The organism is Streptomyces niveus (assembly GCF_001723055.1).
GTDB classification, from domain to species: domain Bacteria; phylum Actinomycetota; class Actinomycetes; order Streptomycetales; family Streptomycetaceae; genus Streptomyces; species Streptomyces niveus.
The window spans coordinates 1-6,661 of sequence record NZ_MDCR01000175.1; the positions used below are offsets into that span (position 1 = coordinate 1).

At 69.5% G+C, this 6,661-nt stretch carries 7 protein-coding genes and 1 pseudogene; 4 read left to right on the forward strand and 4 right to left on the reverse strand.

All coding sequences use genetic code 11. The features are described 5' to 3' along the window. The 4 genes and pseudogenes from BHU15_RS20950 to BHU15_RS20965 form a co-directional block, all read right to left on the reverse strand. A pseudogene (locus tag BHU15_RS20950) lies at positions 1-688 on the reverse strand (hypothetical protein); the annotation flags it as partial. A gap of 127 nt (positions 689-815) precedes the next feature. Then, the gene (locus tag BHU15_RS20955) at positions 816-2,207 is read right to left on the reverse strand and encodes a Mucin-2 (RefSeq protein ID WP_069628599.1); all 1,392 of its coding nucleotides are present in this window, start codon (positions 2,205-2,207) and stop codon (positions 816-818) included. A 132-nt stretch (positions 2,208-2,339) separates the two neighbouring features. Continuing rightward, positions 2,340-3,383 (reverse strand): SGNH/GDSL hydrolase family protein, encoded by a 1,044-nt coding sequence (locus tag BHU15_RS20960; RefSeq protein WP_069628600.1) that lies wholly within the window; start codon positions 3,381-3,383, stop codon positions 2,340-2,342. Positions 3,384-3,561: 178 nt separating this feature from the next. Beyond that, complete coding sequence (locus BHU15_RS20965; protein WP_069628601.1) at positions 3,562-3,975, reverse strand: hypothetical protein; 414 nt, start codon at positions 3,973-3,975, stop codon at positions 3,562-3,564. Between the two features lie 155 nt (positions 3,976-4,130). Between BHU15_RS20965 and BHU15_RS20970 the strand changes: the two genes are divergently transcribed. The 4 genes from BHU15_RS20970 to BHU15_RS20985 form a co-directional block, all read left to right on the forward strand. After that, complete coding sequence (locus tag BHU15_RS20970; protein ID WP_069628602.1) at positions 4,131-4,967, forward strand: helix-turn-helix domain-containing protein; 837 nt, start codon at positions 4,131-4,133, stop codon at positions 4,965-4,967. Then, a complete protein-coding gene (locus tag BHU15_RS20975; protein ID WP_069628603.1) occupies positions 4,964-5,197 on the forward strand; it encodes a DUF397 domain-containing protein in 234 nt (77 codons plus the stop codon). Before BHU15_RS20970 ends, BHU15_RS20975 begins: the two co-directional genes overlap by 4 nt. 86 nt (positions 5,198-5,283) lie before the next feature. Beyond that, on the forward strand, positions 5,284-5,691 hold the full coding sequence (locus tag BHU15_RS20980) for a YciI family protein (RefSeq protein ID WP_069628604.1): 408 nt from the start codon (positions 5,284-5,286) through the stop codon (positions 5,689-5,691). Positions 5,692-5,708: 17 nt separating this feature from the next. Further along, the coding region (locus BHU15_RS20985; RefSeq protein ID WP_069628605.1) for an RNA polymerase sigma factor at positions 5,709-6,661 on the forward strand (953 nt) is incomplete at its 3' end.

Here is a 6,661-nt window from a genome sequence, read left to right on the forward strand (position 1 = left end):
CCCCGCTGGAAGCGCCCCCGTCCCCCACCATCGTCGACTCGCAGTCGCCGCCGACGATGTTGCAGACCGCCGTCTGGAGTCCGACCGCGACCTGGGTTCCGACCCCCGTCATCATCAGCGCGCCGATGATGAGGGCGACCAGGCCGACCATGCCCACGTACTCGACCGTCGACTGACCCCGATTCCGGCGCCACTTGATCAGATGCGGGATCGACGGAATCCCGTCCCGCCGCAGCGTCCAGCGCGGCCTGGTCGCCCGCTGGTTCGCGGGCAGTTCGAACCAGGACCGGCTCGCGCCCACGCTCACCAGTGCCAACACGGCGCCCGGCAGCAGCAGTTGGCTGAGGCCGCGCGCCGAGCCGCCGTACAGATTGACGACGCTGCCGATCAACAGCCACGCCTGGAGCGCGATCAGGGTGAACCAGACCGCTTTGCCGCCCGTCCACAGCCGCCGCGCCAGAACAACCGCCACGACCCCCGGCACCATCGCGTACGCCGCGGCCAGGCTGAGCGCCGGCGTGATACGAGTGCCCAGCTCCAGCAGCGAGTTGAGTACGTCGACGCCGCCCAGCAACGTGAGCGCGAACATCAGGTACAGGAGAACCCTCGTCGCGGCGAGTGATCGCGGCAACTCCCAACGGCGCTGGTCCATCCTGACCTGGAACGCCAGGCCATGTGTATCGGACAACGGAAAACCCCTCGGTCTGCTGAAGATCCGCCGACCCCCGGCGTCCAGCCGTGGCGCGTCAGCCGCACGTTACGTACGTACAAGACCCAACTCGAAGGGCCCACGGACCCACCACAGGGCCCATTGGTCAGGCGGGAATCCCGGCCCGTTCCAGGACGGCGGTCATCTCGTCCTCGGGGAGCGCCGGGTTGGCCCCCGCGCTGGAGGCCAGCTCAGGAACGTGAAGCGCCTCGCGGAGCCTGTGGAGGGGGAGGCGCGGGTCTTCGGCCGCCGCCTGGCGTGTCCAGACCTCGGGGTCGTGGCTGAGCCGTTCGATCAGCTGGGGTGTGGCGGCCGGATCCCGGACGGCCAGTCGGCGGTAGTTGCCGTCCGGGTGGTCCGCGTAACGAGCGGCGAGACCCTCGCGGGGGAAGCGGGGTGCGGTCTCCGCCATCCAGGCGGAGAACGTGCCGCCGAGCCGCGCGTACACGCGCATCAGGACCTCCTGCGGGGTGTCGGGGTGGTACACGCCCAAGAGGTTGTCCACCACCTGGTCCTCGGCGCGCGCGAGCAGGTCGAGGAGGTCGGGCGGCAGGTGCGGGCTCTGGGCGGCGGTGCGCCGGAGCAGCGGGTGGGCGGAGGTCGCGGCCCGTCGCAGCACCTCGGGGTCGGCGAGCCCGTCGCGTACCCACTGCACGTCTCCCCTGGTGTGGGCGTCCACCGTGAAGTGGATCGACATGCGGCGTTTCTCGTCCAGTTCGGGCCTGAGGGAGACCGCCAGCCGTACGTCCTCGTCGGGGTCGACGGCGAGCCGCTCCACGAGGTCGTGGGGCAGCGACGGGTTCTCGGCGAGGGCGGCCAGGTGCGTGCGCCCGGCGACGCACCGCTCGGCGTCGGCGCGGTGGAGGATCCCGTGTCGCAGCGCCTCGGCGGCGGACTTCGGGTCGCGCAGGAGTTCGGCGGTGACGCGTGCGTCCCGCCGGCATTCCCCCAGCGCGGCGGCCCGCCGTACCTCGGGGTCGGGGTCGGCGAGCAGCGCCGCCCGATCGCCGGTCGGCAGCTTCTCCCATACGCGCGCCGCCCTCCGGCGCGCTGCCGGATCGCGGTGCGTGGCCAGCGAGGCGACGAACGAAGGCCCCAGATGCGGTGAGTCCAGCAGGGCGGCCCGTACGGAAGGGACGGAGTCGTCGAGCAGGCGCGCGCACACGTCGCCCGGCAGCGGCGCGACCGTCGTACGCGGGTCTCGCCACTCGGGTCCGTACGCGAGAGCGCCCCGCACCTTCGGGGAAGGGTCGTCCACGAGCCTGGCCCGCTGCGAGGGCTCGGCCCTGGCGCTGATCGCGAACTCGACCCGGACGCCGGGATCCTGGTGAGCCAGGATCACCGCGACGGCCGCCCCGGGAAGCCCGGCCCTCCGGAAGGCCTGCCGGGGCGGACCCTCACCCCCGCCCTCACAGGCCAGCAAGCGCAGCAGCAACGGTGTCGGCAGCTCCGGGTTGCGGGCGACTCCGTCCAGCGCGGACGAGTGAAACGCGACCATGATCCCCCCATGTCTCAGCCGATCCGTCGGCTGGTCCACAACCATGATCCCGCTACGCCGTCTTCGAGAGCGGCCAGTCGGCGACCGGCAGATATGCCGGTCGCCGAGGAGCGGCGGGGCCGGGACGGTCGGTCAGCGATCGAGAAGGGCGATGCGGATGGCTCGTTCGACGTGCGCGGCGGTGTTGGCGTGGCCTTCGGCGTTCGGGTGGACCAGGGTGGCCCGCTTGCCGATGATCGCGCAGTTCAGCAAGGTGCCGGGGAGCTTGGCGGGCCAGTAGTCCGGGGCGTCGCCGCAAATGCCTTCAACCCACTTGGTGTTCGCGGGCTGGCACGCGTCGTGGCCCACGCTGGAGGAGTAGACGTCGACGTAGCGGTCGCCGAAGAACTCCGATACCCGCTTGATCGTGCTGTTCAGCTGCTTGAGGACGTCGTCACGGAGCCAGTCGACGTCGGCATGGGTGATCGAGCCGACTTCGGTGAGGGAGAGGCGGTTGCATTCGCTGCCCTTCTCCGGCAGGACGGCCGGGTAGCCCACCGTGATCACCTTGGCGTTGGGTGCGGCCTGGTGCACCTTGGCCAGCTTCTCGATGTACTCGTCCTGGACCCGGGCGAGTTTGTCCTGGATGCTCTCCTCGCCCTCGGGCGGGTTGGTGTAGAACTCGCGGCAGGACTTGCCGGCCACGCCCTGTTCGAGGCACTTCAGGAGGACACCGCCGAAGGGCAGGCTGTTGCCGCCGATGCCGATCGTCACGATGTCGGTCTGGTCACCCAGACCGGCCCGCTCGGTCTGCGGGGCCACCGCAGGCCACCCGCCCTCCGGGGGCTGGACGGGACTGATCGGCGCCTGCTTCGCCGTGGCGATGTCGGCGATGGTGGCGGCGCCACAGCTGACATTGGTCAGGCGGACGGGCTTGCCCGGCGGGAACTCGGCGAGCTCCCGGTCGACGACGTCGGGGTAGGCGTTCGTGGTGCGGTCGCAGCCGTCCCGCGACGGGTCACCGAGTGCGGGCTGCGGGTCCCCGACGAAGATGCCGGCGGTGTACGAGTCGCCCAACGCGGCCCACTCGTACTGATCGGCCGCCCCGGCGGAGCCCGCGGGCACCAGCGTGGACGCCGCCAGCGCGAGCCCGACGGCGAGCGCCCGCGTACGCAGACGGGAAACAGGGTGTCGCATGGATCCTCCAGGATCAGCGAAAGACGCCCGGAGCTGGAACGCGCTCCGGGCGGAAGGCACTTCGGCCAAGATCATCCACACCGTCGACCGGCCCGTTCGGCGAACCGGGCCTACCGTCCCCGATCGAGCTAAAAAATCAGATCTATCGCGCCGCCGCAGGCATCCAGCCCGGTTGGGCCTAGAACGACATCGGATGCCCGAAAAGCGCGGCAGCCGCGTTGCGCAGGATCGCCGGGTGGACGAAGCGGCCGGAGTCGACCGGGGGGCAGTACCAGAACAGCGGCCACGTCTCACCGCTGAGCGCCGGGACGGGTACGTAACTCACTCTCCCGCTGCCGGAGTTGAATCGCGTGACGCCCGGCGCCCAGACCCGGTGCGCCGTACTCCCGGCCGGGAGATAGAAGTACACCGCCCGCGCCCCGTTGGATTCGGTGGCGATCGGGCCGGGGTCGCCCGCGGTGATGGAGTCCATCATGTCGGCGAGCCGACGCCCCTCCGCTCCGTCGACGCGCACCGCGTCGAACCAGACTCCGGCTTTTCGGAGTTGGAAGCCTGAGTTGGGGAGCCATGAACGCTCATTTTCTGTATTCACGCAGACATTCTGCGTAGTCGCCGCTAGCGTTTCTATGGTCCGAGAGAAGCCGTCGGGCACCGGTTGACCTGCAAGAACTCACGTTACGTGAGGTTGAATTCGGTCGAGATCAGTTGTGACCGGTTGAGTCCGGTTGAGTCGAATTGGGGATCGCAATGGCGCGAGCAGAGAACAAGGAAACGGCCGGCCCGGCGACGCGTTTGGTGGCGCACATCGCCCGTCTTATGCGACAGCGAAAGGGGCTGACGCAGACGGAAATGGGCGTCCAGATCGGCTTCTCAGCGGCGGCGGTGAGCGCGATGGAGACCAACGCCCAACCCGCGAGCGACGACATGCTGGTGGCGATGGAGCGCACGATCGGGGACGACATCGGCATCTTCCTGGCGGCGCGGGACTATGTCCGACTGGACAAGTATCCGGAGCAGTTCAAGAACTACGCGCTGCTGGAGCAGGAGGCGATGAGCCTGCGGCTGTACACGACACTCGTCGTGCACGGACTGTTCCAGACGAAGGCGTACGCGCGAGCGTTGATCGGCGGGGGCTATCCGCCACTGCCCGACGAGCGGGTGGACGAACTGGTCGAGGCGAGGATGACGCGAAGCGCACTGTTGGACCGGGAGCCGGTGGCGCTGATCGAGGTCATCCTGGAGGAGTCCGTGCTGCGCCGGATGATCGGCAGTCGGGAGGTCATGCGTGACCAGCTTCTGCACTTGGCGGAGTGCGCGAAGCGTCGTAACGTGACGCTTCAGGTGCTCCCACTGGAGTGTGGACTGCTGGGCGAATACGCGGGCGGTCACGGCGAGATGACGCTGGTGGAAACTCCGGAACATGACCACCTGGTCAACTTCGAAGTTCAGGAAGAGAGCCTGCTGATCGCCGACCCGGCAAAGGTCAGCACCTACGCCCAGCGCTATGCGAAGATCCGATCACAGGCCCTGGGGCCTCAGCAATCGCTGGACCTCATCGAACGGTTGGCAGGAGATCTGGAATGACCAGCACCTTGCGGTGGTTCAAGTCGAGCTACAGCAACGCCAGCGGCGGCAGCTGCGTAGAGATCGCCTTCGACTGGCGCAAGTCCAGCTACAGCAACGCGAGCGGCGGCGAGTGCGTCGAGGTCGCCACCTGCCCCCACGCCGTCCACATCCGCGACTCCAAGGTCACCGACGGCCCCACCTTCTCCGTCGCCCCGGCCGCCTGGACGACGTTCCTCGAAAAAATCTGACCGAGGATGTCGAGAAGCCGTGGCCGGCTCCGTCCCCGGTGTGAAGGCGACCAGAATGGGTCGCACCAGCACCGAGGAGAGTCACCATGGCCAAGTACCTGCTGCTCAAGCACTACCGAGGCGCCCCGACCGCCGTCAACGACGTCCCCATGGACAAGTGGACCCCCGAGGAGATCTCGGCCCACATGCAGTACATGAACGACTTCGCGGCCCGGCTGGAGCAGAGCGGCGAGTTCGTCGACAGCCAGGCGCTCGCGCCCGAGGGGACGTTCGTCCGGTACGACGGTGAGGGGCGGGCGCCGGTCACCGACGGGCCGTTCGCCGAGACCAAGGACGTCATCGCCGGGTGGATGGTGATCGACGTCGACAGTTACGACCGCGCAGTCGAGCTGGCCGGAGAGCTGTCCGCCGCGCCCGGCGCGGGTGGGAAGCCGATCCACGAGTGGCTGGAGCTGCGTCCCTTCCTGGGCTGCCACGACACCATCACGGAGTGACCTCTCCCGTGAACGAGGTGAACGAGGTCCGGATCCGGAGTCTCACACCCGCCGTACTCGCCGTACTCGTCCGCCGCGGAGCCGACTTCGCGGCGGCCGAGGACGCCGTGCAGGACGCCCTGATCGAGGCCGTACGTCTCTGGCCCGCCGACCCCCCACGGGATCCGAAGGGCTGGCTGGTGACCGTGGCCTGGCGGAAGTTCCTGGATGCCGCGCGGGCGGACACCGCGCGGCGGCGGCGTGAGGACCTGGTCGACGAGGAGCCGGCGCCGGGTCCCGCGGCGACGACGGACGACACGTTGCAGCTCTACTTCCTGTGCGCGCACCCGTCGTTGACGCCGTCGTCGGCCGTCGCGCTGACGCTGCGCGCGGTCGGCGGGCTGACCACGCGGCAGATCGCGCAGGCGTATCTGGTGCCCGAGGCGACGATGGCGCAGCGGATCAGCCGGGCGAAGCGCACCGTGTCGGGCATACGGTTCGACCAGCCCGGCGATGTCGCGACCGTGCTGCGGGTGCTCTACCTCGTCTTCAACGAGGGGTACTCCGGAGACGTGGACCTCGCCGCCGAGGCGATCCGGCTGACGCGGCAGCTCGCCGCCGCGATCGACCATCCGGAGGTGGCGGGGCTGCTCGCCCTCATGCTGCTGCATCACGCGCGGCGGGCCGCCCGTACCGCGCCCGACGGCAGCCTGGTGACGCTCGCCGAGCAGGACCGCGGGCTGTGGGACACCACGATGATCGCCGACGGCGTCGGCATCCTCCAGGCGGCGCTCGTACGGGACCGGCTGGGGCAGTTCCAGGCGCAGGCCGCCATCGCGGCGCTGCACGCGGACGCGCCGGTCGCCGGGGAGACGGACTGGGTGCAGATCGTGGAGTGGTACGACGAACTCGTACGCCTCACGGACAGCCCCGTCGTACGGCTCAACCGCGCCGTGGCGGTCGGTGAGGCCGACGGGGCTGTCCGTGAGGC